Below are 25,379 nucleotides of genomic sequence, written 5' to 3'. Positions count from 1 at the left end.
GCGGGGAACGGCATGGCAGAGTTCTTCATCAAGCGTCCCATTCTCGCGTGGGTGATGGCCATCGTCATCACGCTGGTGGGTGCGGCGGCGGTCACGAGTCTTCCCGTCGCGCAGTACCCCACCATCGCGCCGCCCTCGGTGCAGGTGACGGCCACCTACCCCGGCGCCTCCGCCGACACCGTCGCCGCAACCGTGACCCAGGTGATCGAGCAGAAGCTGAGCGGCATCGACAACGTGCTGTACATGTCGTCCACGAGCAGTTCCGCCGGGCAGGCCACCATCACGCTGACGTTCAATCCCGGCACGAATCCCGACATCGCGCAGGTGCAGGTTCAGAACAAGGTGACGCAGGCCACGCCTACCTTGCCCGAAACGGTGCAGGAGCAAGGCGTGCAGGTGGCGAAGGCGTCGACGAGCTTCCTCATGATCGTCGCGCTCTCGTCGCCGGGCGGCACCTGGAATTCGGTGGATCTCGGCAACATCATCGCGACCCGGATCGAAGATCCGCTCGCACAGTTGAACGGCGTGGGCGACGTGACGCTGTTTGGCGCGCAGCACGCCATGCGCATCTGGCTCAACCCGGTGAAGCTCCACAGCTTCGGACTCGCGCCCTCCGACGTGACCACGGCTATCACGAACCAGAACGTCGAGCTTTCCACGGGACAGGTAGGCGGCTCGCCGGCAACGGACTCGCAGGCCATCAACGCAACCATCCGCTCGTCGAGTCTGCTTACGACCGCCGACCAGTTCGCCAACATCCTGCTGCGTGTGAACAGCGACGGCTCGCGCGTGCTGCTGAAGGACGTGGCGCGCGTGGAGGTGGGCGGCGACAGCTACGACACCTCGTCGCGTCTGAACGGCAAACCGGCATCCGCACTCGCCATCAAGCTCGCCACCGGCGCCAACGCGCTGGACGCAGCCAACGCGGTGCGCGCGAAGCTCGCCGAAATCCAGCTGCAATTGCCGCAGGACGTAGCGATCAGTTACCCGTACGACACCACGCCGTTCGTGCGCATCTCGATCGAAGAGGTCGTGAAGACGCTGCTCGAAGCAGTCGTACTGGTTTTCCTCGTGATGTACCTGTTCCTGCAGAACGTACGCGCCACGCTGATTCCGACCATCGTGGTGCCCGTTGCGCTGCTCGGCACGTTCGGCGTGATGTCGATGATCGGTTTTTCGATCAACGTGCTCTCGATGTTCGCGATGGTGCTCGCCATCGGCCTGCTCGTGGACGACGCCATCGTGGTGGTGGAAAACGTCGAGCGCATCATGAGCGAGGAGAAACTCGGCCCGAAGGAAGCCACGCACAAGGCGATGGGGCAGATTACCGGCGCGCTGGTCGGCGTGACCACCGTGCTCACCGCCGTCTTCATTCCGATGGCGTTCTTCGCGGGCTCCACGGGCGCGATCTACCGGCAGTTCTCCATCACCATCGTCTCGGCGATGCTGCTGTCGGTCATGCTTGCGCTCACGCTCACGCCGGCGCTGTGCGCCACGCTGCTCAAGCGCGCCGACGTGGAGCACCACGAAAAGCGCGGCTTCTTCGGCTGGTTCAACCGGTGGTTCGCGAGGAGCAATGCGGGCTACAGTTCCTCGCTCGCACGCGTGGTCGCGCGGCCCGCGCGTTACATGCTCCTCTACGGCGTGATCGCCGGCGTCGTGGCGCTGCTCTACGTCACGTTACCCTCCTCGTTCCTGCCTGACGAAGACCAGGGCTACTTCATCGTGTCGATCAGCGCGCCCGCGGGCACGCCGGCCTCGCGCACGCTGAAGACGGTGGAGACGGTGGAACAGTACGTGCTGAAAGACGAGCCGGGCGTCAAGCAGGTCATCGCCATCAACGGCTTCAGCTTCAACGGTCAAGGGCAGAACAACGCCATCGCGTTCGTGACGCTCAAGGACTGGAGCCTGCGCGGTTCGCGCGACAGCGCGTCGGCCATCATCGCGCGCGCCAACCAGCATTTCGCCGGCAATCGCGACGCGCGCATCTTCGTGCTGAATCCGCCCGCCATTCAGGAACTGGGTACGCAAAGCGGCCTCGACTTCGAGATCGAAGACCGCGGCGGCGCAGGACACGACAAGCTGCTCGCGGTGCGCAACCAGTTTCTCGGCATGGCGTCGAAGGAACCGACGCTCGCCATGGTGCGCCCGTCCGGCCTCGAAGACACGCCGCAGTTGCAGGTGGACATCGACCGCGAAAAAGCCAACGCGCTGGGGCTTTCCATCTCCGACGTCAACGACACGCTGCAGACCGCGTTCGGTTCGTCCTACGTGAACAACTACATCGACACGGGGCGCGTGCAGAAAGTCTACGTGCAGTCGGACGCGCCGTATCGCATGATGCCTGCCGACCTTGGCGACTGGTATGTGAAGGCAAGCAGCAGTTCGTCGGGTTCGTCATCCTTATCGTCTTCGAGCACCGCCACGAGCACGACAGGCTACGACTCGACGATGGTGCCATTCTCGTCGTTCGCCAAGAGTCACTGGACGTTCGGGCCGCCGCAGATCGAGCGCTACAACCGGCAACTCGCCACGGGCATTTCGGCTGCCACGCGGCCCGGCGTGAGCACCGGCGAGGCCATGAACGCGATCGAGCAGCTCGCGCACAAACTGCCGCCCGGCTTCGCTCTGGAATGGACCGGACAGTCCTACCAGGAGAAGCAGGCCGGCTCCCAGGCCACGACGCTCTATGCGATCTCGCTCGTCGTCGTGTTCCTGTGCCTCGCGGGACTCTACGAAAGCTGGTCGATTCCGCTCGCGGTGCTGCTCGTCGTGCCGCTCGGCGTGCTGGGCGCGTTACTTGCCGCTCACGGGCGCGGACTTTCGAACGACATCTACTTCAAGGTGGGGCTGCTGGCCACCATCGGGCTTTCCACGAAGAACGCCATTTTGATCGTCGAGTTCGCGAAGGATCTGCAAGCGCAGGGGCACCGCCTCGTGGACGCCGTACTCGAAGCCGCCCACATGCGGCTGCGCCCCATTCTCATGACTTCGCTCGCGTTCGTGTTCGGCGTCCTGCCGCTCGTCATCAGTACGGGTGCCGGCGCCGGCGCACGCCATGCCATCGGCACGGGTGTAACGGGGGGCATGATCGCGGCCACGGTGCTTGCGATCTTCTTCGTACCGGTCTTCTTCGTCGTGGTGCGCAGACTGTTCAAGGAACACGGTCACGCCACGGACTCCGCCGACATCAACGAGGGCAACGCATGAAACGCACACTGATCGCCCTTCTTTGCGCGGTCGCACTGGCAGGCTGCACGCTCGACCCGACGTACCGGCGCCCGGCCGCGCCCGTCGACAGTGCCTGGTCCACCGTCCCCGTGCCGACGCAACCGAAAGCGGCACAGCCCACCGCTGAGGCACCGCTGGGTGCCGACCTCGGCTGGCGCGACTTCTTCAGAGACCCGCGCCTGCAAAAGCTGATCGAAGTCGCACTCGCGAACAACCGCGACATGCGAGTGGCCGCGCTCAACGTGGCGCAGTACGAAGCGCAGTACCGCATCGCGCGCGCCAACATCGGGCCCGCCATCAGCGCATCCGGCTCGGTCACGCGCGAACGCGTGGAAGGCTCCACGAGCTCATCCAGTTCGAGCAGTGCGAACGTGGGGCTCACGTCGTGGGAAATCGACTTCTTCGGCCGCCTGCGCAGCCTCAAGCGCCAGGCGCTGGAGCAATACCTCGCCACGGACGCGGCGCGCACGAGCACGCAGCTCAGCCTGATCGCGACGGTCGCTACCGACTATCTGCAGTTGCTCTCCGACGAAGCTACGCTGCAGGTCACGCAGAACACCGTGGATGCGGACCAGCACACCTACGACCTCACGGTGCGCATGATGAAGATCGGCAGCGCGTCGCTGCAGGACGTGCGCCAGGCCGAAAACTCGCTGGCCAGCGCGCGCTCGAGCCTGGCCTCGTACACGCGTGCGGTGGCGCAGGACCGCAACAACCTGGTGGCCGAAATCGGCGCGCCGCTGCCCACCGATCTGCCGCAAAGCGGTGCGCTGATGGAAAGCGAGAACATGTTCGCGGACATCGGCGAAGGCGTGCCGTCGGATCTGCTCACGCGCCGCCCCGATATCGTCGAAGCCGAGCACACGCTGAAGGCCGCCAACGCCAACATCGGCGCAGCGCGCGCCGCGTTCTTTCCGAAGATCGAGCTGACGGCTTCCGCGGGCACCACGAGCAGCAGCCTCTCGAACCTCTTCAAGGCGGGCACGGGTGCGTGGACATTTGCGCCGTCCATTTCGGTGCCCATCTTCGACTTCGGCTACAACCGCGCCACGCTCGACGTAGCGAAAGTCGAGAAGGATATCGACATCGCCAACTATGAAAAGGCCATCCAGACGGCGTTCAAGGAAGTGTCGAATGCACTCGCGGGACGCACGACGTACGTCACGCAGGTGGCTGCGGACCGCGACTACGTGAACGCCGCTCAGCAGTACTACGACCTCGCGCGGGCACGCTACCGCAGCGGCACCGACAGCTTCCTGACCCTGCTCGACGCGCAGCGCACGCTCTACACTGCGCAACAGCAACTGATCACGGACATGCTCGCCAAGCAGTCGAACCTCATCACGCTGTACAAGGTGGTGGGCGGCGGCTGGTCGGAGACGAGCGCGATGGCGCAACGATAGTCATACGAACGGTCGATGGGTCGTTTGCTTCGACAATGACCCATCCGATTCGCCCGCACGCCTTGATCCTGCCTCGACTCCACGGCCCGTTTACCGGGCCGGTCTCGGCAGCCGGCCGCCGAGCGGGTGATCGGGCATCGTTGATTTTCACGGGGCATCGCTGCATGTCGAACGGATAGGTGTACAGATTCCTAGTGTGCGATCAGACCGCCTCGATCTGGCATGACGAGAGACGCGATTCAGTCACGAGCGAGCAAATTGGAAAACAAGAGACGATCAATGCGACGAGCCGGTCGATCGCACCTAACGAGAGAAATGTTTCTGCCGTTGCCAACGGAAAAGATCCATGCGCTGTCACTGGAGAACCACCTCGCCCTGGCCACCGTGCGGGGTGGGCGCGGGGACCTCGACCAGGTCATTTGCCTGGTTCGCGTGGTGTACCTCGCGTTCTATCTGCGGGATGCGACCTCGACTGGCACGGACCTTGATCTGTACCGGCGCGCGGAAGCAGCACTCAATGCATGCGTCACGCGTGTGGATCGAGGGGAGCGCTGCCTGCTGCTCGATCACGAACTGGCGATCGTCGAGCAGATCCTCGTCATCCATGACGAGCAGTTGGCCGCCATCCCGTGGCTGTTTTCTGAATCCAGATAGTGCTGATATGCGAACGGCCTAGCGGAGACGCCAGCAGCATTTGTTGAGACCACCACATCGGGCGCCGACGCCCCTTTGAAATAGAGGAGAAGCGTTCGCACAGGAGCGAACGCTTCAGTGCGGTTGATGCTCTTCAGAGGAATGGAGATTGAAAGCGTCCCATGCGTTACAGTCTGCGTGATATTCTTCTCGGCATCGAAATCCTCCGCAGGACCATTTCCGATACGAAAGGTCTGTAGCGCCGGCGGAGTGTCGTTTTGTGCTGTTGCATCGATCTGAAGATCCACTCTAGCGATATCGCGCGCGCTGAAATTCTGCAGTTCGACTTTGACAAGGCTCAAAGCCTTAAGAGAGTTCCCCTTCTCATCCTTATACAACAGCGTAACGCCTGGAATCTGAAAAAAACCAGTCACGTTGTTTTCTTTCACTATCTGGAAGTCAACATATCGTGTCGCTTGGTCACTCGCAGATGACGCTAGGCTCGCGTACATGGTCGAATAGTATGTTCCGATTGCGGCGAGCGCGGCTGACAGGGCCATCGAAATCAGAAATGTTACCTTCGACTTCCATGAAGATGGCGCAACTGTGTTAGGCGTCGACATAACTATCCCAAATCACTTAGTAACGGCACGCCGCACAAAATCTTTAGGTGTATTTCGACCGAAGGCCTACCTGCACCCTACGGCTCGACTGTCGACGAATCGCGGACGGCTGTCGAACGTCCAGTTATGGCGCGCTGCAGCTCATCATGACCGATTGAATCCGCAACCCGAAGCAGCCATGCGGTTTCCTCCCGGGCAGCCATTCAATTCGATCGGTTCGAGATCGATTGTTGGACGGGCGCCCGAAAATTGACGGCAATCCATCAAGCTCTTCCGACTGGCGATTATCGGTTGACACCCGCCATGCTCACCACTCGAGAGCGGGGTCGATCTCGTTGGACGACAAGCCGAATACCGCCATTCTGGCCCGATGGTCCGGCGAACCCAAATAAGAACGTAGCTGCCGGTTTACCGCATTGCGCAACGCGCTGTTTTGCGGGTCGAACGAGAATGCGCCGAGTGGGGGCCTCTGTTGCTTGCCATTCGCTTCCGGCTCGTGCGGCACGGCCTCAAGCGCTGAGGCTCCAATCCGATCCGCAACAATGCGATTTCCCAGCGCCGTACTCGCGTACGCGTCGATCGTGCCGGAGAGAACCGCATCAATCGCGTCGGCTTGGTGCGCGAAGACGGCTATCTGGTCATCGCTTATGCCCGCCTCTTTTGCCGAGTCGTGCTGAACCTGTCCGGCAATGATGCCAAGGCGGGCGTCGGAGCGTTTGGCGAGTGACGTGTAGTTGTTGAGGCCCTTCGGGTTACCGGCCCGAACCAGAAAGCCGTCGCCGATCCCCCATACAGGTTCGCTGAATGCGACCGATCTGGCGCGTTCAGGCGTAATGAAGAGCGGAACGTTCATATCCCAGCGTCCAGTTGCAACGCCGGGCAGCAGTTCACTGAATGCGTCAGGCGATGCTCGATCCGCGTGACGCCAATCGCCCGAAGAACGACACCGGCCAGTTCAATATCGGCACCCGAAGCAGTTCCTCCGGGTTCCGTCCATCCAAAAGGGGGTTCGTCGATGTACGCAATCGTTACCTTCATCGCCATGTCTCGCGAAATGGGACGGCCACCGCATCTGGCGCCGATTGGTCATGATTCTACCCATACACACGGATGTTCGTTCCTGAGCGGAATCCATCAGTAAAAGCCAAGCCAATACTGCCCGACAGTCCTCCCAGGTGGGTCGGATTGCGACGCTTCTCCTTAACGATTCGCATACCGAATCGTATATGGATCATGCCTCGACGGTTGCGTATCGAACGCCGACACACCGACTCGATCCGCACCATGTTTGCCGCGCCCGGCACGACGAAACGCGAAACCACAATGAAACCCGCATGCGAATGCCGCGAAGCTGCATGAACGAATCGTCAGTCCGACGCGTCAACCTTGCGTATGCCTCAATTCGCCGCCGATATCTTGCGGCAGCCTCAGCAAGTTGAAGATCGGACAGACCGCCTCGACCGCCTGGTGCAACGCGCGAATGGCTTCGGGCGGCTCGGGCGACACGATGTCGAGCGTATAGCGGATGTTGTGCGGGAATACCGGAACATGCTCGAACCCCGGCTGCTGTGCGAGCGGATGCTGGTCGCCGGTGACCTCGACCTCGATCGAGTCGACCTTCAGGCCACGCTCCGCGGCCTGAATCAACGTGATATGCGTGAGGCAACTGCCGAGCACGCCAAGCTGCAGCTCCGGCGATGCGGGCCCGAGGTTATAGCCCGCGAAGTCCGGCGGACTGTCGCTGATCACCTGGAAGTCGCGAATCCGGATCTCGCGCACGCCGCTGCGACCGAGCGCGCGCACGGTCGCCTTCAGCGGCGTCGCCTTGAATTCGGGATCGTTGCGGGCCGCCTGCTGCTTCGCGAGCCACGCATCGCGCTTTTGTACGAGATAGTCGTTGAGAGTCGTCATGGTCGAATCATGGGTAGATTGCGCGGATCGCTCGCTGCATTCGCACGCGATCAGTCGACCGCCGGAATCCATGCGGCAGTCGCCGCGTCGCTTGCCCGGAATGCGGGGAACTTCGCGCCGAGCTCGGCCACGGTGCGAATGTCGTTTTTCACGAGATCGTCGCGCGTGATCAGCGTCGGCTTGACCGCGATGCGCGCGCCCGGGTTCTGGCCGGCGACCAGCAGTGCGGCCGCGCGCACCGACACGGCGCCGACGACCGCGGGATTGGTCGCGGCCGTCGCGACCCACGCGCTGTTGGGCGCACGAATCGCCTCGATGTCGGCCGTCGAGATGTCGGCACTGTAGATGCGAATCTTCGACGACAGCTTCGCTTCGTCCGCGGCGAGCTTCGCGCCGCGCGCGAACTCGTCGTAAGGCGCAAAGACGACGCGGATATCCGGATTCGCTCGGTACGCCGCGGCCGCCTGATTCGCGACCGATTGCGCGATCGGCGTGTCGACGGTGCCCCAGCGCGCCTTCTCCTGCACCTTCGGGTGCGCGCGCTTGAAGTCGCGCCACGCGGCGTCGCGGCGGTCGAGCGGCGCAAAACCGGCAACGTAGACGTACCCGGCCGAAAACGCGTCGCCGTTGTCCCTGACGGCCTGCCCGAGCAGCAGGTTCGCGAGGTCGCGATCGTTCTGCTCGATCTGCGGCACCTTCGGGTTGCCGAGATCGACGTCGAACGCGACGACCTTGATGCCCTTGTCCAGCGCACGCTGCACGACGTCCTTCAGCGACTCCGGCAGGCCGTGATTGACGATGATCGCGGACACCCCGACGCTGATCGCCTGCTGGATCTGCTCGCGCTGCTCGGCCGCATCCTGCCGGCCCTCGTAGATGCGCAGGTCGATGCCGAGCGCACGCGCCTGCTTCTGCGCGCCGGCCTCGTACGCCTGGAAGAAGTCGCCGGTGGACAGATAGTTGACCAGCGCGATCTTCACGCCGCCCTTGTCGAACGGCGCGGGCGCCCCCTTGAGCGGACCGGCCTGCACGGCGGGTACGCCCAGCGCAGTCGCGAAACACAGCACGAGCGCACCGATCTTCAGATCGACGCGCGATTTCCGGCGAAGCAACGAGCGCATGGCGAGCCTGTCTCCACATTGGACAATATCGGCTCAATCTATCAGCGCCGCATGCAAACTCAAACCGAGCGATTCGAAAATGGATATCACTTCGGATGGCAAACCGTTACCGTTCCGCGAGCCGGCCGATCCATGCGAGCCGCTGCGACGCATGACGGCACGTGCGTCACGCGCGCGCATCCGTCCGACGCCCGATGCCGAACGTGAACGCCAGCGCGAGCACGAGCAGCGCCCCCTTGATGAAATCCTGCATGTAGTACGGGGCATTCAGCATCGTCAGCCCGTTGAGCAGCACACCGACGAATACCGCGCCGACGACGGTCCCGAACACGTTGGGCCGCTTCGCGCCCCATACCGCGTAGCCGATCAGCGCGGCGGCCACCGCATCGAGCAGCAGCGAGTGGCCAGCGCTCACGTCGCCTCGACCGACCCGCGCGGCGATCAATACGCCGCCCAGCGACGCGATCGCACCCGATACGACATACGCGGCCACGCGGTAGCGCGCGGCGGGCGCACCGGCAAGCCGCGCGGCCGTTTCGTTGCCGCCGATCGCATAGATCACGCGGCCCCATCGGGTCGCCTCCATCGCGACACATGCGACTGCCGTGATAGCGACGAGCAGCAGCACCGGCAACGGCACCACGTCGAACACGCGCAACCGGCCGAGCGCGAGAAACGCGTCGGGGAACACGCCGGTCGCATCCGTACCGTCGGGCAGCACCGAGCCGGTCGCGAGCGAACGGCCACCGGTCGGAATCAATTGCAGGCCGGCCATCAGGAACAAGGTGCCGAGCGTCGCGAGCTGGTCGGGCACGCGCAGGCGCGTGATCAACACGCCGTTGAACCACCCGGCGGCCATGCCGAGCGTCACGCAGGCGATGACCGCCGCCAGCGTGCCGCCGTGCCACACGACCAGCACATAGCTGGCGGCCATCTGCGCGGTCGCGGCCACGCTGCCGACCGACAGGTCGAAACCGCCGGCCGCGAGCGTGATCGTCACGCCGACGCCGAGCAACGCGACGATCGACACCGACTGCAGGATACTGAACAGATTGTCGACGTTCAGGAACGCGGGTTCCCTGAGCGCGAAGCCGATCACCAGCAGGACCAGCACGAGCAGGATGCCGGTGCGCTCGAGGGCGTCGCGGATGCGGGCCGGCGCGGCGCGCGGCCGTTCGACGGGTGCGGCATCGTGCTCGGTGGAAGAAGTCACGGTTTTCATCAGGGGGCGCTCAGGGTGGAGGATGTCGAAGGCAGGTCATCGAGCGTCGCGCGATCGAACCGCACGATACGGTCGGCGATCTCGGCAGCTTCTTCCACATCGCTGACGAACACGATCGTCGCACGGGCATGCGCGTGACGCCGCAGCGTATCGACGATATCGGCCCGCGCGCCGGCATCGATGCCCTGAAACGGCTCGTCGAGCAGCAACAGCCGCGCGGGTTCGGCATGCCAGCGTGCGAGCACGACCTTCTGCTGATTGCCGCCCGACAGGCGGACCACGCGATCGTCCGGGCCGGTGCAGCGGATGCCGAACCGTGCGATCGCCTCCGCGGCGGCCGCGCGTTCACGCGCCCTGCCCACCGGGCCGCGCGCGAACCAGCGCGCCAGAAACGGAAAACCGATCGTGCCCGCGATCGACGCGAACGGCACGCTGTCGGGAAACAGCGACGTGCGCCAACGGTCCTCGCCGGCCAGGAAGACGCCGGCGCGAATCGCATCGGCCGGCGAACGCGGGCGCCACGGGCGGCCGTCGAGCGTCATGTCGCCGGACACCGCCCGCGCGGCGCCGAAGATCGTACTGGCAAGACGCGACTTGCCGCCGCCGACCGGGCCCGCGATCGCGACGATCTCGCCGTGCCGGACATCGAGGTCGAACGGCATGCTGGCCGGCGTCAGCCGAATACGCCGCATGCTGAACGTGGCGTCCGACTCGCGCGCCGCGGCGCGGGCCGGTGCCGGCTCACGCGTTTTCGGCAACGGCCGTCCGATCATCGTTTCCACCGCCGCATCGAAATCGACGGGCGCGGGCAAATCCGCGACGATCCGGCCATCGCGGACAATCGCCACGCGGTCGGCCATGCGGCGCAAATCGCCGAGCCGATGCGACACCAGCAGGATCGCCACGCCATCGCGGCGCAACGCGTCAAGCAGCGCGAAGAGCCGCTCGGCCTCCGGTTCGGACAAGCTGGCGGTCGGCTCGTCGAGTATCAGCAGCGATGGCTGTCCGCCAAGCGCGCGCGCCAGCGTCACACGCTGCTGGTCCGCCAGCGACAGCGACGCCAGCGGCGCGGCCAGGTCGACGTCGAGCCCGACCCGCTCGGCGAGCGGTCGCGCCGCGGCACGCCGTGCGGCCGGCGTCGCACGCCACGGTGACGCCCGATCGCACAGCCGGTCGAGCAGCAGGTTGTCGGCGATCGACAGCGTCGGCACGACCGCGTCGACGACCGACTGGTGGACGGTCGCGACACCGAGCCGCTTGGCGGCGTGCGGCGACGCCGGTCGATACGGTTCGCCGCGCAGTGTCAGCGTGCCGCCGTCCGGGCGCAGCGCGCCGCTCAGGATCTTGACGAAGGTCGACTTGCCCGCGCCGTTCGCGCCCATCAGCGCGACGACTTCGCCCGCGTCGATCGACAGATTCAACGCCGACAGCGCGACGGTCGCGTCGAAACGCTTCGCGATGCCAGCCGCGCGCAGGACCGGCGGCGATGCCGATCGATGTGATCGACTTTCGCGCGTCGCACCGGCAATCCCGTTTGCCGTCGCATTCATGCCGGATACCCCTGTCGGGCACGGCGTGGTTGAAACCGGAACAGCACGTCGTGATTCACGTCACGTACCTCCCCTGGTAGCAGCTCGGTATCGCCCGGCTCGTCACCGTTCGTCGGATGCGGATTGCCGGAACGACGCGCCATGCGCGGTGTCCGGCAGACGGTCGCGGCCGCTCAGCCGCGAGCGGAAGGTACCGGCCGGCGAAGTCGTCCGGTATAGGCCGCGCTTTTTCAGTTCCGGCACGATCAGTTCGGCGAAATCGTCCAGCGTGCCCGGGCTGATCAGCGGATTGAGCATGTAGCCGCTCGTGGTCGACTGCCGTGCATGCTCGGCGAGCTGATCCGCGACTTCGTCCGGCGCGCCGACGAGGATCAGGTCGGTGCCGCGCGTGACGCTCGCGAACTTGCGCCGCACGTCGCCGGCCGTGAGCGGCTTGCCGCCGCCGTCGGGCCGCACGACGTAGGACGTGAGCCCTTCCGTGCGCGTCGTCAGCGGTTCGTCGTCCGCGTAGCGGTCGATGTCGATACCGGTGTCGCCCGCATAGCTGACGAGTTGTGCGTGCTGATGGTAGTGCTGCTGCAGCGTGTGGTATTTCTCCTTCGCGTCGCTCGACGAGCGCGCGGTCACGATCCGCAGCACGGTCAGCGACTTCACGTCGTCCGCCGCCCGGCCGCGTTCGGCCGCCAGCCGGCGAATCTCGTCGAGGCCGGCGCGGATCTCGTGCGGATTCGACTTCGCGACGAATACCACCTCCGCGTGCTTCGCCGCGAACTCGCGCCCGCGCCCGGACCAGCCGGCCTGGATCAGCACGGGCGAGCGCTGCGGCGACGGCGCACAGACGTGCGGCCCCTGCACGCGATAGTGCGTGCCCTCGTGCGCGATCGGCCGCACGCGGTCGCCACGCGCATAGCGCGGCGCATGCTTGTCGGCCACGACCGCGTCGTCCGCCCAGCTCCCTTCCCACAGTTTGTACACGACGTCGAGAAATTCCTCCGCGCGCGCGTAGCGTTCGTCGTGGCCGACCATCCGGTCGAGCCCGAAGTTGCGCGCCGCACTCGTCAGGTAGGACGTCACGATGTTCCAGCCGATCCGGCCGTTGCTCAGATGATCGAGCGTGCTGAAGCGGCGCGCGAGCGCGAACGGATGCTCGTAGGTCGTGCTCGCCGTCACGCCGAACGCGAGCCGCTCGGTCTGCGCGACAAGTGCCGGAATCAGCATCATCGGATCGTTCGCGGGCGCCTCGACCGCCCATCGCAGTGCCGCGTCGGCCGACCCGCCATAGACGTCGTACAGGCCGAGCACGTCCGCGAAGAACAGCATGTCGAGATCGGCCTGCTCGGCCGTGCGTGCGAGATCCGACCAGAACGCGAGCGTATTCGCGCGCAGCCGTTCGTCGGCCGGATGGGTCCACAGGCTCGGCGCGCCGCCGCAGCCGACGCTGGCTTGTTCGTACAGGGAAAACAGCAAGGGGCGAGGATCGGACATCGTGGGGTTCGTTACCAGGGCAGGAATCAGTTGGGTGCCGCCCACGCGTTGGGCGACGCGCGGCGACGGCGTGCAGGCACGCGAGCGTGGGGGGCGCGCGCCAGATGGCGATTGACATGCCTCTCGAGACGAGAGGCCGGAATGGTGAGGAGCGCGACCAGCACGACATAGACGACGGCCGCGCCGGCCAGCGGCTCGTAGACGCGCAACGTCTCGAAGCGCAGCGTATTGGCCGTTCCCATCACGTCGAACACCGTCACGGTCGACGCGAGGACGGTCGATTTCAGCAGCAGGATCGCCTCGCCGATGAGCGCGGGCAGCGCGAGCCGCCACGCGCGCGGGCCGACGATGCGGCGCAGCACCTGCACGCGCGTCATGCCGTATGCGTACCCGGCTTCGATCTCGCCGGCCGGCACGCCGGCGATCGCGCCGCGCAGAATCGTCGCGACATACGCGCTCTCGTTCACGCTCAACGCGACGATTGCATACCAGAACGCGTCGCGCAGCAGCGGCGATGCCCAGCTGTCGCGCATCCATTCGCGCGGGACGATCTGCCCGAATCCGTAGTACAGCAAATACAGCTGAACGAGCAGCGGCGTGCCGCGAACGAGCATGATCCAGCCGCGCGCGGACCAGCGCAGCGGCGCATGGCGCGCACCAGCGGCGAGCGCGAGCGGCACGCCGAGCAGCACGCTGGCCGTGCCCGACAGCAGCGTCAGCGCGAGCGTCGTCGGCACCGCGGCGAGCAGCTTCGGCATCACCGTATCGAACAGGAACGGCAGCGAGAAGATCATGCGGTCGCGCGCCTCGTGCCACGGTTCGCGTGCCGCTCGAGCACCGCGAAGATGCCCGTCGACGCGATGCTCAGCAGCAGGAACAACGCGGCCGTGACGAGATAGAAGAATACGTAGTGACGGGTCGCGCCGGCCGCGAGCTGGCTCGCCTTCAGCAAGTCCGTGAACGAGCCGAGCACGCTGATGAACGACGCGTCCTTGGTCGCGTTCAGCCACACGTTGCCGACGCCCGGCAATGCGAGCCGCGCGGCGGCCGGCAGCCGGATGCGCGTGAACGTCTGCCATGGCGTCATCCCGTATGCATGCGCGGCTTCGATCTCCCCGATCGGCACGTTGACGAGCGCCGCGCGGAAAATGTCGGTCAGATACGCGCCCTGGATGAAACCGAGCGACAGCGCAGCAACGAGGAACGGCGGGAACGCGAAGCCGTCGGGCACCAGGCCGCCGCGGTGCAGCGCGACCTCGACGGCAGGCGCGAGCGCGTAGAACGCGAGCAGCAGGCACAACAGCTCGGGCAGCGCACGCACCAGCGTCGTGTAGAGCCGCGCGAGCCATGCGAGCGGCGCGTGGCGCGACAGCTTGCCGAGCGCGCCGGCGATGCCGAGCAGCACGCCGGTGCAGAACGACGCCGCCGCGACGCCGAACGTCAGCGCGAACGCGCCCGCGAACACGTGGCCATATCCACCGTCGTCGAATGCAAGCAGCGCGAGCAGCGAGTCGTCCGCGGCCATCGGGTCAGCGGCCCTTCTCGATCGTGCCCTTCAGGTTCGGATAGCGGGCGGTGATCGCATCCCACGTACCGTCCTGCTGCAGCTGCGCGATCGCGGTCGACAGCTTGCCGCGCAGTGCATCGCCACGGCGCACGCCCGCGCCGACCCCGAGGCCCAGCAGCGGATTGTCCGCGCAGGTCGCCTTGACCTCGAAGTCCTTGCCGTCGCGCGACGCGAGGAAGGCCGTGAACAGCCCCTTGCCTTCCTGCACGTAGTCGACACGGCCGGACACCAGATCCGCGAGCGCGTTGTCGAACTTGTCGAATGCCTTGATCTGCGCGTCCTGCTTGAAGCGGGCATCGAGGAACGCCGAGAAGTTCGTGCCGGCCTCGACACCGATCACGCTGCCCTTGACGCTCGCGGGCACCGCGCAGTCGACGCGGCGCCGGTCGCTTTTCGCGCCGACGAACACCGTCGGCGATTCGTAATAGGCACGGCTGAAATCGATCGCTTTCTGCCGCTCGCCGGTGATCGTCATCGATGACCAGATCACGTCGATCTTGCGGTTCTGCAGTGCCGGAATCAGGCCGTCCCACGCGATGTCGGTGAGCTCGCACCGCACGTTCAGTTTGCCGCACGCGGCATCGAGCACGTCGATTTCCCAGCCCTTCCACTTGCCGCCCGCGTCCTTCGAAAAGAACGGCGGATACGACTCGGCGTCGATGCCGACGCGCAACGTCGGCTGGGCCGCATGGGAAGCCGGCACGAGGCCGAGCACGAACAGCGCGGCCGCGGCACGGCGGACCCTGGAACGCATCAAACGATTCATGTGGCGAATTTCTGAAATAACGTCGGAACGACCGGCGTCGCGGCCGGCAGGAGGCGAGACTGTAATGCGTGCCGACGCGTGTACCAAATGGTTATTTTTTCGATGAATATCTGATCGCGCGATATGGCGGAACGGCGCACCGTCGAACGCGACGCACGGTGCATCGTTCGCCCGCTCACGCCTCCGCTGTTTCGCGCCGCAGCGCCGGCAGCTCCAGATTCGCGCGGAAATCGCCGCCCACGTAGTCGGTATCGAGCAGGCCGCGACGCCGCAATTCAGGCAGCAGGCCGTTGAGCAGCAGGTCTTCCTGGTCCGGCTGGCCGAGCCCGTGCAGCGACAGCACGTCGACGAGCCCCTCGCGATAGCGCGCCTCGATCGCATCGGCGAGCTGCTCGGGCGTACCGGCGACGAACCAGTGGCCGGTCTCCTGTGCGCGGATGATCAGTTCGCGCAGCGTCAGCCGCTGGCGCGCATAGGCGACGAAGATGGCGACACGCCCTCGCCGGCGATGGACGCTGTCGATAGCAGGCAGCAACGCCGCCGGCAGCGGCTGATCGAGCGGCAGGTCGCGCAAGTCGACGCTGCCGCCGAGCATGTCGGCGAGCTTCAGCCTGCCTTGTTCGTAATCGATGCGCTCATGCTTGTCGCGCAATCGTCGCGCGACGTCGGCATCGGACTCGCCGATCACCGAATGAAACGAGTTCATCACGAGCGGCGGCCGGTCGCCGCGACCGAAGACGGCGGCCTGCCGGCGCAGCTCGGCGACGAACGCGCGCGCATCGTCCTGCGTCGGCTGAGACGTGTAGACGACCTCCGCGTACCTCGCGCCGAGCGATACGCCGCTGGCCGACTGCCCGGCCTGAAACAGCACCGGCCGGCGCTGCGGCGACGGCGGCACGTTCAGCGGCCCCCGCACCTGGAAGTGCTCGCCGTGGTAGTCGATCGCACCGAGCTTGCGCGGGTCGACCGAGAGGCCGCCGCCCTGCGCGCGCCGCGTCGCACGCGGATCGTTCGCATCGAACAGCGCGTTGACGACTTCGACGAATTCGGCCGCACGGGCATAACGCCGTTCGGGGTCGGGCAACGCCGCGTCGCCGAAATTCTCCTCGCCGACCGACGACGTGACCGCATTCCACGCGGCCCGCCCGCCGCTGACGTGATCGAGCGTGCCGATCAGCCGCGCGAGGTTGTACGGATGGTGATACGTGGTCGACACCGTCGCGACGAGCCCGATCGACGAGGTCGCCTGGCTCAATGCCGCCAGCGCGACGATCGGCTCCTGGCTGCCCGTGGTGCCGGCCAGGCCAGCCGCGTCGGCCTGCAGCAGGTCGGCGGTAAAGAGGCCGGTGATCTTCTCGGCTTCCGCCTTGCGTGCGAGCGACGCCGCGCGGCGCACACCGTGCACGACGTCCGGGTCGCCGGGCGCGTACAGCACGCTCGCCGCACCGACGAGCGTCTTCAGTCGTCTGCGCGCGCCGCTCATGACGCGGCTCCGTTCGTCGCGCCACGGCGTGCGCTGCGCGTCGCGTATCGTTCGCGTGGATCGTTCATCTGCATTCCTCGTGATTCCGTTCGATCGGTGGCAGCATGCCGGCATCGCGACGGCGAGCACGCGCGCGCCGGGCCGTCCTGCATGCGCCGGGAACGCGCCGCGGGGGGCGCAACCACTGACCATAACGCAAGCGCCCGGGGCGGCAGGAACGAATATTTTCGGCTTTCGATATTCTTCTTGATTGTTTGACCGTGCGAACGGCGCCGCAAAATAATTCGGCATGCAAAACCCGTTGATCAGGCCGCCTCGACCCGCGCCGATCGCCTCATCATGACGTTCGACGCCATCCGCTCCCACTCCGATTTGTCTGCGCTACCGTTCCGCTTGAGCGTGCTCGACAAGAGCCCGGTAGCATCGGGGGACACGCCCGCCGACGCGCTGGCGCACCCGTACACCGCGTCGCTGCTCGATGCGCTGCCGGCGCTGCCTGGCGTGCATGCCGCGGCGCCGCCCGCCGTGCCGGCATGAACCTCGACCGTTCTCATTGAAGCGCCGCCATGAGACGGCGGCAGTGCCGAACCGGCAGCGTCAGCTTTCCCCGCGAACGCCGCCGCGTTCACTGCCGATGTTTTCGGCAGCCGTTCGAGCGATATGACGATAGGCCGTCGGCGCATGTCCGGACATGCGCTTGAACGCGTTACTGAATGCGCTTTCGGACGAATAGCCGAGCGACTGCGCAAGCAGGGCGACCGGGATGCTCTCGTCGCGCAAACGGCGTTCCGCAACCCGCATGCGCCACTGGCCGAGATAGGTCAGCGGCGCGACGCCAGCGCTCGCCCTGAAGTGCGCAGCGAACGTGGTTCGTGACATCGCGCACGCGGCGGCAAGCTCGTCCAGATGCCACGCGCGTGCGGGATCACCGTGCATCAATCGCAGTGCCGGTGCGATGCGTGGGTTGCTCAACGCACGCAACCATCCCGCCAACGGCGCGGACGCGTTCAGATGGGCGCGCAGTATCTGAATGAAAAGCAGTTGCGAGAGCTGGGCCGATACGAGCTGCGCGCCGGGCAGATCGGCCGCACGCTCTTCCACGAGTTGCTCGAGAAGCCAGCGCACCCTCACTGCCTGCGGCGATGCGGCCGGTACGTGAATCCAGGGCGGCAGTACGTCCGACAGCAAGTTGCCGGTTACCGGATCGAGCAGGACGTGTCCTCCGATGTGGGCGAAATCATCGCCGTTGCCCAGTTTCGCCGACGACTTGCCGGCGCCCGAGAACAACGCCATCGCATCGACGGGTGGAACGCCAGGATCACTGGCGAGGACAAAGGATCGTTTTGCCGTCAGCAGACCGACATCACCGCTTTCAAAGCGGATCGGCGTTTCCTCTTCGTCGATGCAAACCCAGCACGTGCCCTTCACCACCGCAAAGAATTTGATCTTGTCGGGTGCCGGAAAGCGAATGGCCCAGGCGCCGCCGGCCGAGAAGCCTCCCGTTGCCAGCGATTCGGCGTTCGCGAGTCTCAGGATGTCGGAGAAGGGATCGTCGCTCATCATCGTACTGTCGCGCAAGTAAATCGCACTATAAAGCATTAACAAGCGGCAGACCGGCCCTTAACCTTCCGGTTCTTCATCCCTGACATTCAACGACATGAACAGCAATACCAGCCTCGAATCGGTTCTCGTAACGGGCGGCACCGGCTTCATTGCACAACACTGCATCCTGGCGCTGCTGCATCGCGGCTATCAGGTACGAACCACCGTCCGCTCGCTCGCGCGCGAAACGCAGGTGCGCGCCCAGCTCGAAAGAGGCGGCGCGGAACCCGGAGATCGTCTGTCATTCGTCGAGGCGGATCTCCTCGCCGACGACGGCTGGCAACGGGCAACCGCCGGCTGCGCCTACGTCGTGCATGGCGCGTCGCCCACGCCCACCGGCACGCAGACGAGTGAAGACGATTGGGTCAAGCCCGCCGTGGCAGGCACGCTGCGCGTGCTGCGTGCGGCGCGGGACGCGGGTGTCCGGCGCGTCGTGCTGACCTCCGCTTTCGGTGCGATTTGCGCCGGACACGGGCCAATGAACCGCCCCTTCGACGAAACCGACTGGAGCAACCTGACGGCCGCCGATGTCTGGCCTTATCAGAAGTCGAAGACGTTGTCGGAACGCGCGGCATGGGACTTCATCGCGCGAGAAGGGCACGGCATGCAACTGTCCGCGATCAACCCGGTGACGGTTGTCGGGCCCGTGCTCGGCGACGACTATTCGCACTCCATCCGCCTGATCAGGGGCATGCTGAACGGCCAGCCCGGCAATCCGCGCATCAATTCCGGTTTCGTCGACGCGCGCGACGTCGCCGACCTGCATGTGCGGGCGATGACCCACGACACCGCGAACGGAGAGCGCTTCATTGCCATTGCCGGCGAAAGCATGTGGCTCGCCGAAGTCGCGCAGGTGCTCAAGACGCGCATGGGCGATGCCGCGCGCCATGTGTCCACCCGGGTGCTGCCCGACTGGCTGGTGCGCATCGGCGCGCTCAGGGATCCGGCGCTGCGAGGATCGTTGCCGCTGCTCGGCCGCAACCTGAACGCCACCAGCCAGAAGGCCATCGGCTTGCTCGGCTGGTCGCCCCGCCCGCGCGAGGACGCCCTTGTTGCTACCGCCGAAAGCCTCGCGCGCCTCGGACTGCTGCGCGATGCAGGCCAGCGATAACGACAGCGGATTTCATCGCCCTTCGTCGAATGACTGCTCAGTCTTGCGACGAGCGCATCGACACGTCGCCGATCTGCACGCCTCTCAACCCTTCTCGCAACGCCGTCACATTGGCCACACCGTTCAGTTGCTCGAACTCCCGTTGCGCTTCCTGCCAGAGCGGGGAGGCTCTTTCGTGCAGGCGCCGTCCCTCCTCGGTAAGTTCAACGAGGCGGCTGCGGCCGTCGGTGGGCGACGGCTTGATCGTGACGAAGCCGTCGCGCTCCAGGAAGCCAACCATCTTCCCCATCGCCGTTCGTTCGATATCGAGCCGTTCGGCAAGGGCGTTGACCGGCGTACTTCCCACTTCGCGCAGGGCGGCCAGCGTGAGGAATTGCGTGATGCGCAAGCCCGAGGGCTCGAGATGACTATCGTAGAGTCGGGAGATCTGCCTGCTCGCCTTCCTTACGGTGAAGCAGTTGCATTGATCGATGCCAAGCGGCTGGTTGACGGGCAACATCGGGTTCACTCCTGATTTCGGTTCCTTGCGCGAGCGCGACGCACACGTCGCGCAAGGGTATGGTCGTATCCATCGATGATAGCCGGGAGCGACAACGCTGGCGCACGATCCGCGCACCTCGTGTCTCGCCGCCCAATCCGGCCCGTGTCGACCGCGGTGTTCAAAGCCCTGCCGGCGGCGTGATGTAGCCGGGTATCTCGGCCGCGAGCGTGCTCTTCAGCACCGCGGTCCCCTCGTCGGCCATGACCTCGCTCTTGCCGGCGGCGAGCGCGTCGTAGGTCCGTCGTACGACGTCGCCGGGACTGGCTTTGGGCACGTCGATGCCGTTGGTCAGATCGGTATCCACGAACCCGACGTGCAGGCCGAGAACCTGGATGCCGCGCTCGCGCAGGTGAAAGCGAAGCTGGTTCGTGTAGCTCCAGGCGGCGGCTTTCGACGCGGCATACGGCGTCAGATAGGGCCGAGGGAGCCACACGATATCGGAGAGCACGTTGATGATCGCGGCATGCGGCTGGGCCGCGAGGATCTGTTCGAAGGCCTGTGTGACGCGCACCACGCCGTAGTAGTTGGTATCGAACAAGCGGGCGGACTGCGCTTGCATGTCGGCCGCCAAAGGCCCGTCGATCAGCGCGGCGATGCCCGCGTTGTTGATCAGCAGCGTCGTGTCGGCCGCCCGTTTCGCGGCCTCGGCGATCGACGCCGGATCCGTGACATCGATCCTGACCGGCACGATGCCCGGCTCGTCGAAACCGCTCGTGTTGCGCATACCGGCGTACACTTTCGCCGCCCCGCGCCGCAGCGCCTCGCGTGCAAAAGCGAGGCCCAGGCCGCGATTGGCGCCGGTGATGAAGACGGTGGCGTTCTTGATATCCATGACAAGCTCCTGTTTCAAAAGCCGCGTGCCGGGGGCGTGTCGACGCCCGCCACGAGCACGCGGGTGCCTGGCTCAGAGAAAGACGTGTTCCGGCAACTGTTTCGAAAGCGACTCCCGCAGATGGGTCGCGAGAGTCAGTACGGCGCCAAGCGGGCTCATTCGCACGCTGACTCGCGGCACCGAGCCGTCGGCGTTGCGATCGACGACCACGACCGCGCTCAGCATCTCGCCGCTCGTCAGTACGGCCTCGTATTCGAGAAAGAGCCGCGAGCCGACGGCCTGAACGAACGTGGGCGTCTGCGAAACGTAAAAGGTCCCGACGGCGTCGACGGCGAGCCGGATTTCGTCGCGCCCGGTCACGGGCGTGCGCAACACCGAGCTGACCAGTTCGGCATCGGCCGTCAGATCATCGAGAAACGGGTGACGATCAGGCTGGATGGGTGACATGTTCAAACCCCTCGATTCGTTTCAGGGACGTGTTCACACGAATGCGGCCCGATATTTCTCGACGAACTGCTGGACCGACAGCGGCGGCGTTCCGGTGATCTTCTCGACGGCGTCGTTGGTGCCCGAGAAGATGCCGTCTCGGTAGTTCTGCGCGACTTCGACCAGATGCTGCGTGAGGAACGGCGGAAACTTGTAAAGGGTCTCCATCTTGATTCGGAATGCCTCGATGGAAATCGGCGCGTATTCGATCCGGGCGCCGAGAACCTCGCTCATCGCGTCCGCGATCTCGACGTGGTTCATCTCGACGGGGCCGTGCAGCGTGTAGGTCTTGCCCCCGTGGCCTTCGGGTTTGGCGAGGAGGTGGGCGATCACGCGTCCCTGGTCGTCGCTGGAGATGGGCGCGTGACGGCCGTTGCCAAACGGAAATTCGATCTTCTTCGTGGCCCATATCTCCCGCGCAAAATGCGGATAGACGAGCCAGTCGGCAAAGAACGTCGGGCGCAAATGCATCGTCGCGACGCCCGACCAATCGAAGACCTGCTCGGAGACCCAGTGATCCTGTGCCGCGTGGCTCAGCGACGCCCGGCGCGCGGAAATCTGCGACATGTTGACGATCGCCGTGACCCCCGCCTCCTTTGCCGCCTGTGCGAAATAGGCTGCGGCCCCGATGATCCCCGGCGCGATCGGATGAAGGAAATACGCCGATCGGATGCCTTCCATCGCTGCCCGAATGTCGTCGATGCCGGTGAAGTCGCCGACCGCGACATCGACACCGCGCCGCCTCAGGGCTGCCGCCCGATCGTCATCGGTGCGCACGTAGGCACGCACGCGTTTGTGCATCTTGAGCAGTTCGTCAATCGCCATACCTCCGGTGCGACCGGTTGCACCGCTCACAAGAATCTCAGGCTCGTTCATCGCTTCGCTCCGTTCGAAAATGAGAGCATATGCTCCCTTGAGACAAAGAATAGGAGCATATGCTCTCACAGTCAAGATTTTTGGTTGGCGGGGCGACGGCGCTGGAGTTCATCAGTCAGGAGCCCGAGTATTCGACCTGCCCGCCGATTCGGCCGGGCTGCAAACCGCAAATCGCCGTTCGCGCTGGCCCTCGCCAACGATTCGCTCAGCGACGATGCGACTCATCAGCGGGATGGCCAAGGGATCGCACCATCTCTGGAGCCGACAGTTGAGTGCGCATCCGGCGGGCGCGAGCGAACAAATGAAAATGGCAGGAATCAACCGACAGCCGCCCTCCGACTGGCGACTTTCGATTGCGAATTCAACCCGTCAGCGGCCGCACGTTACGTCGACTTCCCTCTTCCCGCCTTTTGTGGCGCCCGATTGCCGAGCAGTTCGACCAGCCGCGCCTCGCATCCGGAAAGCGCGTACCCGCGCCGCTGCGAGATCATGAACGTCAGGGGACGCATGTGCCAGGCACGCCGCTTGAGCTCGACAAGGGCGCCGTTGGCGAGGTCCGCCTCGACCATGTGGCGCGGCATGTGCCCCCAGCACAGGCTGCCTTTGAGCAAGTCGTGCTTCGCGCCGAGGTCGTTTACCCACCATTGGCGTTCACTGGCGACTCCCTGCTGGGTCTTTTCCGCATCGGGCTGGTTGTCGGTGACGACGAGCTGGATGTGCCGGCCGAATTCTTCCCGCGGGATCGGCATCGCCATCGCGGCCAGCGGGTGCGATGGCCCGCAGACGGTCACCATCTGCGCATCGCATAAATGATGCCGTTCCACGGTGCCCGGGCTCAGCTCGGGCACGTCCGTGATCGTGACTGCCAATGCGCACGTCCCGTCGAGAACCAGACGCTCGCCGCCCTGCATGGTTGTCATGCGCAGATTGATTGCAACCGTCGGAAAGTCCGCCTGCACGGTGTGCAGGCATTCAATCAGGTGCGCCCGCGAAAAATAGGTGTCCACGGCGATCGAGACCTGCGGGACGCCGGTCTCGGCAATCGCCACCGCACGCATCTTCATTTCCTCGGTGCGCGAGATCACCCCGCGTGCATCAGGCAGGAGGCTGCGGCCCGCGGCCGTGAGCGTCGCTTTGCGCGTGTTGCGCTCGAACAGCACCACGTCGAACGCGCTCTCGAGCGCGCTGATCGCATGACTGACCGCCGACTGTGCACGCCTCAGCTCCCTCGCGGCGCCGGAAAAGCTTCCCTGGTCACACACGGCAACGAACGCCCGAAGTTGATTGATGGTGACGTTGTCCAGCATATCTATCTATAAAGTAGATGGTACTTATAGATATTCAGTCAATTGGCTTCATGAATCAAGTGCTCCAGAATCGGCGTGTCACTTTTGTTTCGAAGGATGCACGACATGAACAGACTGAATGGCAAGACTGCCGTGATCACCGGCGGCGCAACCGGCATCGGCCGCGCCGCGGCGCAGCGCTTCATCGAGGAAGGCGCTTTCGTCTACCTGTTCGGCCGCCGGCAGGCGGCACTCGACGCCGCGGTGGCCGAGCTGGGGCCCAATGCCCGCGCGGTGAAGGGCTCGGTCGCCGATCCGGCCGACCTCGACCGGCTCTACGCGGCGGTCAAGGCGGAGCGCGGCACCCTCGACATCGTCTTTGCCAACGCCGGAGCGGGAAGCCCGCTTCCGCTCGGCCAGCTCACCGCCGAGCACATCGACGAAATCTTCGACACCAACGTGAAGGGTTCGATCTTCACGGTCCAGAAGGCGCTGCCGCTGATGGGCCAGGGTGGTTCGATCATCCTGACCGGATCGAGCGCCGGCACCACGGGAGCCCCGGGATTCACGGCCTACAGCGCGAGCAAGGCCGCGGTGCGCAACCTCGCGCGGACCTGGGCGGCGGACCTGAAGGGCACCGGCATCCGGGTCAACGTGCTGTCGCCCGGGGCGACGGCGACCGAACTCGCCAAGGAGGCGCTGGGCGAAGCGGGCCAGAAGGCCTACGGCGCGCTGACGCCGCTCCAGCGTATGGCCGATCCGGCCGAGATCGGCGCGGTGGCGGCCTTTCTTGCGTCGTCGGACAGCAGCTTCATGACCGCCAGCGAGGTCGCCGTTGACGGCGGCCTGGCACAGCTCTGAGGAGAAAAACAGATGACGCAATCACTGAAGGGCAAGACCGCGCTCGTGACCGGGGCATCACGAGGCATTGGCCGCGCCATCGCCGAACGTCTGGCAAAGGACGGGGCGACCGTCGCACTGACCTACAACGCCAGCAAATCCGGCGCGGACGAAACGATCGTGGCCATCGAGAAAGCGGGAGGCAAGGCGTTCGCCGTCCACGCCGATCTCGTTGATCCGACGACCGTCCCGGCATTGTTCGAAAGACTCGACGACGAGTTCACGAGGCGGAACGGAAGCAAGACTCTCGACATTCTGGTCAACAACGCCGGCAATTCCGGCTGGCTCGGCTTCAAGGAAGCGACGCCGGAGAGTTGGGACACCCTGATGGCGGTCTACGCCCGCGCGCCCTTCTTCATCATTCAAGCCGCACTGGATCGCCTCGCCGACGGCGGACGCATCATCAACATATCTTCCGCGGCCGCCACGAAGCCCGTGACGGCCGCGCCCGTCTACTCGATGGCGAAAGCAGCCATCAATACCCTGACCCATACGCTCGCAATCGAGCTGGGGCCGCGTGGCATCACCGCGAACGCCGTGGCGCCGGGCTTCACGCGAACGGATGCGAACGCCGCCTTTCGGGAGAATCCCGAACTCGTCAAGGCGGCCGAGGCCCAGATCGCGCTGGGCCGCTTCGGCGAGCCTGCGGAAATCGCCGCTGTCGTGGCGTTCCTGGCGTCCGATGAGGGCCATTGGGTCACCGGCCAAACGATTGAAGCGAGCGGCGGTTACAAGCTCTGAGCACACCGG

23 protein-coding genes and 1 pseudogene are annotated in these 25,379 nt (G+C 65.3%); 7 read left to right on the top strand and 17 right to left on the bottom strand.

The features are described from left to right. The first annotated feature begins 12 nt into the window (after positions 1-12). From AC0KUR_RS32560 to AC0KUR_RS32550, 3 genes are all read left to right on the top strand, one after another. The gene (locus tag AC0KUR_RS32560; RefSeq protein ID WP_473376924.1) at positions 13-3,210 is read left to right on the top strand and encodes an efflux RND transporter permease subunit; all 3,198 of its coding nucleotides are present in this window, start codon (positions 13-15) and stop codon (positions 3,208-3,210) included. Next, positions 3,207-4,634, top strand: a complete 1,428-nt coding sequence (locus AC0KUR_RS32555; protein ID WP_473376923.1) for an efflux transporter outer membrane subunit — start codon at positions 3,207-3,209, stop codon at positions 4,632-4,634. Before AC0KUR_RS32560 ends, AC0KUR_RS32555 begins: the two co-directional genes overlap by 4 nt. Before the next feature lie 315 nt (positions 4,635-4,949). Further along, positions 4,950-5,288: a hypothetical protein gene (locus AC0KUR_RS32550; protein WP_473376922.1), complete on the top strand. Its 339-nt coding sequence runs from the start codon at positions 4,950-4,952 to the stop codon at positions 5,286-5,288. Here AC0KUR_RS32550 and AC0KUR_RS32545 read toward each other — a convergent pair. The 11 genes and pseudogenes from AC0KUR_RS32545 to AC0KUR_RS32495 all read right to left on the bottom strand — a co-directional run bounded on the left by AC0KUR_RS32545 (position 5,201) and on the right by AC0KUR_RS32495 (position 16,995). Next, positions 5,201-5,716, bottom strand: coding sequence for a hypothetical protein (locus AC0KUR_RS32545; protein WP_473376921.1), 516 nt, complete (start codon positions 5,714-5,716; stop codon positions 5,201-5,203). The genes AC0KUR_RS32550 and AC0KUR_RS32545 overlap by 88 nt on opposite strands. Before the next feature lie 481 nt (positions 5,717-6,197). After that, positions 6,198-6,928 (bottom strand): annotated as a pseudogene (locus AC0KUR_RS32540) (transporter substrate-binding domain-containing protein). Between the two features lie 342 nt (positions 6,929-7,270). After that, positions 7,271-7,801 carry an OsmC family protein gene (locus AC0KUR_RS32535; RefSeq protein WP_473376920.1) on the bottom strand — a complete coding sequence of 177 codons (531 nt, stop codon included), beginning with the start codon at positions 7,799-7,801 and terminating at the stop codon, positions 7,271-7,273. A 50-nt stretch (positions 7,802-7,851) separates the two neighbouring features. Further along, positions 7,852-8,922, bottom strand: a complete 1,071-nt coding sequence (locus AC0KUR_RS32530) for a substrate-binding domain-containing protein (RefSeq protein ID WP_473376919.1) — start codon at positions 8,920-8,922, stop codon at positions 7,852-7,854. 166 nt (positions 8,923-9,088) lie between these two features. Then, complete coding sequence (locus tag AC0KUR_RS32525; protein ID WP_473376918.1) at positions 9,089-10,144, bottom strand: ABC transporter permease; 1,056 nt, start codon at positions 10,142-10,144, stop codon at positions 9,089-9,091. Continuing rightward, positions 10,144-11,694 (bottom strand): sugar ABC transporter ATP-binding protein, encoded by a 1,551-nt coding sequence (locus tag AC0KUR_RS32520; protein WP_473376917.1) that lies wholly within the window; start codon positions 11,692-11,694, stop codon positions 10,144-10,146. Before AC0KUR_RS32520 ends, AC0KUR_RS32525 begins: the two co-directional genes overlap by 1 nt. A gap of 102 nt (positions 11,695-11,796) precedes the next feature. After that, a complete protein-coding gene (locus AC0KUR_RS32515) occupies positions 11,797-13,179 on the bottom strand; it encodes an LLM class flavin-dependent oxidoreductase (RefSeq protein ID WP_049036652.1) in 1,383 nt (460 codons plus the stop codon). Between the two features lie 26 nt (positions 13,180-13,205). Next, a complete protein-coding gene (locus AC0KUR_RS32510; protein ID WP_034190419.1) occupies positions 13,206-13,973 on the bottom strand; it encodes an ABC transporter permease subunit in 768 nt (255 codons plus the stop codon). Then, entirely contained in the window at positions 13,970-14,704 is a 735-nt protein-coding gene (locus tag AC0KUR_RS32505) for an ABC transporter permease (RefSeq protein WP_059562182.1), read from the bottom strand. Before AC0KUR_RS32505 ends, AC0KUR_RS32510 begins: the two co-directional genes overlap by 4 nt. Positions 14,705-14,708: 4 nt before the next feature. Then, a complete protein-coding gene (locus AC0KUR_RS32500) occupies positions 14,709-15,512 on the bottom strand; it encodes a transporter substrate-binding domain-containing protein (protein ID WP_049036649.1) in 804 nt (267 codons plus the stop codon). Between the two features lie 175 nt (positions 15,513-15,687). Then, positions 15,688-16,995, bottom strand: coding sequence for an NtaA/DmoA family FMN-dependent monooxygenase (locus AC0KUR_RS32495; RefSeq protein ID WP_069706453.1), 1,308 nt, complete (start codon positions 16,993-16,995; stop codon positions 15,688-15,690). A 339-nt stretch (positions 16,996-17,334) separates the two neighbouring features. Between AC0KUR_RS32495 and AC0KUR_RS32490 the strand changes: the two genes are divergently transcribed. Then, positions 17,335-17,532, top strand: coding sequence for a hypothetical protein (locus tag AC0KUR_RS32490; RefSeq protein ID WP_082744785.1), 198 nt, complete (start codon positions 17,335-17,337; stop codon positions 17,530-17,532). Between the two features lie 60 nt (positions 17,533-17,592). Here AC0KUR_RS32490 and AC0KUR_RS32485 read toward each other — a convergent pair whose 3' ends face one another. Next, complete coding sequence (locus tag AC0KUR_RS32485) at positions 17,593-18,594, bottom strand: AraC family transcriptional regulator (RefSeq protein WP_059562187.1); 1,002 nt, start codon at positions 18,592-18,594, stop codon at positions 17,593-17,595. 58 nt (positions 18,595-18,652) lie between these two features. Between AC0KUR_RS32485 and AC0KUR_RS32480 the strand changes: the two genes are divergently transcribed. Beyond that, complete coding sequence (locus AC0KUR_RS32480; RefSeq protein ID WP_473376916.1) at positions 18,653-19,708, top strand: SDR family oxidoreductase; 1,056 nt, start codon at positions 18,653-18,655, stop codon at positions 19,706-19,708. A gap of 37 nt (positions 19,709-19,745) precedes the next feature. Here AC0KUR_RS32480 and AC0KUR_RS32475 read toward each other — a convergent pair whose 3' ends face one another. The 5 genes from AC0KUR_RS32475 to AC0KUR_RS32455 form a co-directional block, all read right to left on the bottom strand. Then, a complete protein-coding gene (locus AC0KUR_RS32475) occupies positions 19,746-20,207 on the bottom strand; it encodes a MarR family winged helix-turn-helix transcriptional regulator (RefSeq protein ID WP_034190413.1) in 462 nt (153 codons plus the stop codon). A gap of 160 nt (positions 20,208-20,367) precedes the next feature. Then, positions 20,368-21,081 (bottom strand): SDR family oxidoreductase, encoded by a 714-nt coding sequence (locus AC0KUR_RS32470; RefSeq protein ID WP_069706427.1) that lies wholly within the window; start codon positions 21,079-21,081, stop codon positions 20,368-20,370. Between the two features lie 72 nt (positions 21,082-21,153). Next, positions 21,154-21,528 (bottom strand): hypothetical protein, encoded by a 375-nt coding sequence (locus AC0KUR_RS32465; RefSeq protein ID WP_124609944.1) that lies wholly within the window; start codon positions 21,526-21,528, stop codon positions 21,154-21,156. Between the two features lie 33 nt (positions 21,529-21,561). After that, on the bottom strand, positions 21,562-22,443 hold the full coding sequence (locus AC0KUR_RS32460) for an NmrA family NAD(P)-binding protein (RefSeq protein ID WP_473376915.1): 882 nt from the start codon (positions 22,441-22,443) through the stop codon (positions 21,562-21,564). Between the two features lie 383 nt (positions 22,444-22,826). After that, positions 22,827-23,750, bottom strand: a complete 924-nt coding sequence (locus tag AC0KUR_RS32455) for a LysR family transcriptional regulator (RefSeq protein WP_034190410.1) — start codon at positions 23,748-23,750, stop codon at positions 22,827-22,829. Between the two features lie 105 nt (positions 23,751-23,855). Between AC0KUR_RS32455 and AC0KUR_RS32450 the strand changes: the two genes are divergently transcribed. Continuing rightward, positions 23,856-24,590: an SDR family NAD(P)-dependent oxidoreductase gene (locus tag AC0KUR_RS32450; RefSeq protein WP_124609942.1), complete on the top strand. Its 735-nt coding sequence runs from the start codon at positions 23,856-23,858 to the stop codon at positions 24,588-24,590. A gap of 12 nt (positions 24,591-24,602) precedes the next feature. Further along, on the top strand, positions 24,603-25,370 hold the full coding sequence (locus AC0KUR_RS32445) for an SDR family NAD(P)-dependent oxidoreductase (protein WP_069706430.1): 768 nt from the start codon (positions 24,603-24,605) through the stop codon (positions 25,368-25,370). Positions 25,371-25,379: the final 9 nt, after the last annotated feature.

The organism is Burkholderia sp. YHN3-13, assembly GCF_055810675.1.
The sequence above is the reverse complement of the archived record's forward strand: the minus strand, read 5'-3'. Positions and strand labels throughout refer to the sequence as shown.

Excerpts from the sequence above, each read along its gene's own strand:
- AC0KUR_RS32510 (WP_034190419.1), bottom strand. The coding sequence starts at position 13,973 with ATGATCTTCTCGCTGCCGTTCCTGTTCGATACGGTGATGCCGAAGCTG.
- AC0KUR_RS32480 (WP_473376916.1), top strand. The coding sequence starts at position 18,653 with ATGAACAGCAATACCAGCCTCGAATCGGTTCTCGTAACGGGCGGCACC.
- AC0KUR_RS32450 (WP_124609942.1), top strand. The coding sequence starts at position 23,856 with ATGAACAGACTGAATGGCAAGACTGCCGTGATCACCGGCGGCGCAACC.
- AC0KUR_RS32505 (WP_059562182.1), bottom strand. The coding sequence starts at position 14,704 with ATGGCCGCGGACGACTCGCTGCTCGCGCTGCTTGCATTCGACGACGGT.
- AC0KUR_RS32560 (WP_473376924.1), top strand. The coding sequence starts at position 13 with ATGGCAGAGTTCTTCATCAAGCGTCCCATTCTCGCGTGGGTGATGGCC.
- AC0KUR_RS32455 (WP_034190410.1), bottom strand. The coding sequence starts at position 23,750 with ATGCTGGACAACGTCACCATCAATCAACTTCGGGCGTTCGTTGCCGTG.
- AC0KUR_RS32520 (WP_473376917.1), bottom strand. The coding sequence starts at position 11,694 with ATGAATGCGACGGCAAACGGGATTGCCGGTGCGACGCGCGAAAGTCGA.
- AC0KUR_RS32490 (WP_082744785.1), top strand. The coding sequence starts at position 17,335 with ATGACGTTCGACGCCATCCGCTCCCACTCCGATTTGTCTGCGCTACCG.
- AC0KUR_RS32550 (WP_473376922.1), top strand. The coding sequence starts at position 4,950 with ATGTTTCTGCCGTTGCCAACGGAAAAGATCCATGCGCTGTCACTGGAG.
- AC0KUR_RS32530 (WP_473376919.1), bottom strand. The coding sequence starts at position 8,922 with ATGCGCTCGTTGCTTCGCCGGAAATCGCGCGTCGATCTGAAGATCGGT.
- AC0KUR_RS32445 (WP_069706430.1), top strand. The coding sequence starts at position 24,603 with ATGACGCAATCACTGAAGGGCAAGACCGCGCTCGTGACCGGGGCATCA.
- AC0KUR_RS32470 (WP_069706427.1), bottom strand. The coding sequence starts at position 21,081 with ATGGATATCAAGAACGCCACCGTCTTCATCACCGGCGCCAATCGCGGC.
- AC0KUR_RS32515 (WP_049036652.1), bottom strand. The coding sequence starts at position 13,179 with ATGTCCGATCCTCGCCCCTTGCTGTTTTCCCTGTACGAACAAGCCAGC.
- AC0KUR_RS32495 (WP_069706453.1), bottom strand. The coding sequence starts at position 16,995 with ATGAGCGGCGCGCGCAGACGACTGAAGACGCTCGTCGGTGCGGCGAGC.
- AC0KUR_RS32525 (WP_473376918.1), bottom strand. The coding sequence starts at position 10,144 with ATGAAAACCGTGACTTCTTCCACCGAGCACGATGCCGCACCCGTCGAA.
- AC0KUR_RS32485 (WP_059562187.1), bottom strand. The coding sequence starts at position 18,594 with ATGCTTTATAGTGCGATTTACTTGCGCGACAGTACGATGATGAGCGAC.
- AC0KUR_RS32555 (WP_473376923.1), top strand. The coding sequence starts at position 3,207 with ATGAAACGCACACTGATCGCCCTTCTTTGCGCGGTCGCACTGGCAGGC.
- AC0KUR_RS32500 (WP_049036649.1), bottom strand. The coding sequence starts at position 15,512 with ATGAATCGTTTGATGCGTTCCAGGGTCCGCCGTGCCGCGGCCGCGCTG.
- AC0KUR_RS32535 (WP_473376920.1), bottom strand. The coding sequence starts at position 7,801 with ATGACGACTCTCAACGACTATCTCGTACAAAAGCGCGATGCGTGGCTC.
- AC0KUR_RS32475 (WP_034190413.1), bottom strand. The coding sequence starts at position 20,207 with ATGTTGCCCGTCAACCAGCCGCTTGGCATCGATCAATGCAACTGCTTC.
- AC0KUR_RS32460 (WP_473376915.1), bottom strand. The coding sequence starts at position 22,443 with ATGAACGAGCCTGAGATTCTTGTGAGCGGTGCAACCGGTCGCACCGGA.
- AC0KUR_RS32465 (WP_124609944.1), bottom strand. The coding sequence starts at position 21,528 with ATGTCACCCATCCAGCCTGATCGTCACCCGTTTCTCGATGATCTGACG.